Source organism: Phocaeicola sp. RTP21198st1_B8_RTP21198_201120, assembly GCF_040929485.1.
Lineage (GTDB): Bacteria > Bacteroidota > Bacteroidia > Bacteroidales > Bacteroidaceae > Phocaeicola > Phocaeicola dorei.
This window is the reverse complement of sequence record NZ_JBCOCI010000215.1, coordinates 1-916: the sequence shown is the minus strand read 5'-3', so window position 1 is coordinate 916 and position 916 is coordinate 1. Positions and strand designations below refer to the sequence as shown.

Below are 916 nucleotides of genomic sequence, written 5' to 3'. Positions count from 1 at the left end.
CTATTATGGTGTACGTATCGGCATATTCACCCAGAAGAAAGACGACATGATTAATCTTTACTCGAAGCAGGTGATTTCCAGCACCGACCCGTATCTCTGGATGAATGCGGCGGAGGTGACTTTCCTTCGTGCCGAAGGCGCGTTGCGTGGTTGGGATATGGGAGGTGATGCGCAGGCATTGTATGAAAAGGCGATTGCCCTTTCATTCGAAGAGCGCGGCGGAACCACCGGAGCGGACCGATATGTGAAGGATACAGAGAAAAAGCCTATAGACTATGTGAACCCGATGGACGGGGCTGATATAAAGTATAGTCATTCGGCTGTAAGCACCATTACGATTGCTTGGGAACCTGGAGCGGAGAATTTTGAACGGAACCTGGAGCGTATCATTACTCAAAAATGGATTGCAATATTCCCGCTGGGACTGGAAGCATGGGCGGAACATCGTCGTACGGGCTACCCGAAGTTGTTGCCTGCCGTGGAGAATAAAGACCCCAACAATAGTGTGAATGTAACGATCGGTCCCCGTCGTCTGCCTTTCCCTGCCGATGAATATACGGGGAATCCGAAATACATAGATCAAGCTGTACAAATGCTGAATGGTCCCGATGCCGCAGGAACTAAACTTTGGTGGGATAAGAAAGACCATTCCATTGAGAATAGTCAATCTTCAAACTAGAACGAACCTTTAAATCAATGAGATTATGAAATATAAATCAATCTTTAAGTTATGCCTACTGACTACTTTCCTGTCGGTTGCCACCATCAGTTGCGACGACTGGACGGAAATGGAAATACACGATAGTCAGGTGAATGGGTTTAAGGAACAGAATCCGCAAGAATATGCGGCATATACGCAGAATCTACGTGCGTATAAGGCAACGAAACACGCTGTCGTTTATGCCCGGTTGGATAA

The 916-nt window shown here is 47.1% G+C and carries 2 protein-coding genes; both read left to right on the top strand.

Annotated features, from left to right (window positions below; genetic code table 11):
- On the top strand, positions 1–679 hold a 679-nt coding region (locus AB5935_RS24650; protein ID WP_368327719.1), incomplete at its 5' end, for a SusD/RagB family nutrient-binding outer membrane lipoprotein.
- Positions 680–704: 25 nt separating this feature from the next.
- On the top strand, positions 705–916 hold a 212-nt coding region (locus tag AB5935_RS24645), incomplete at its 3' end, for a glycoside hydrolase family 18 (protein WP_368327718.1).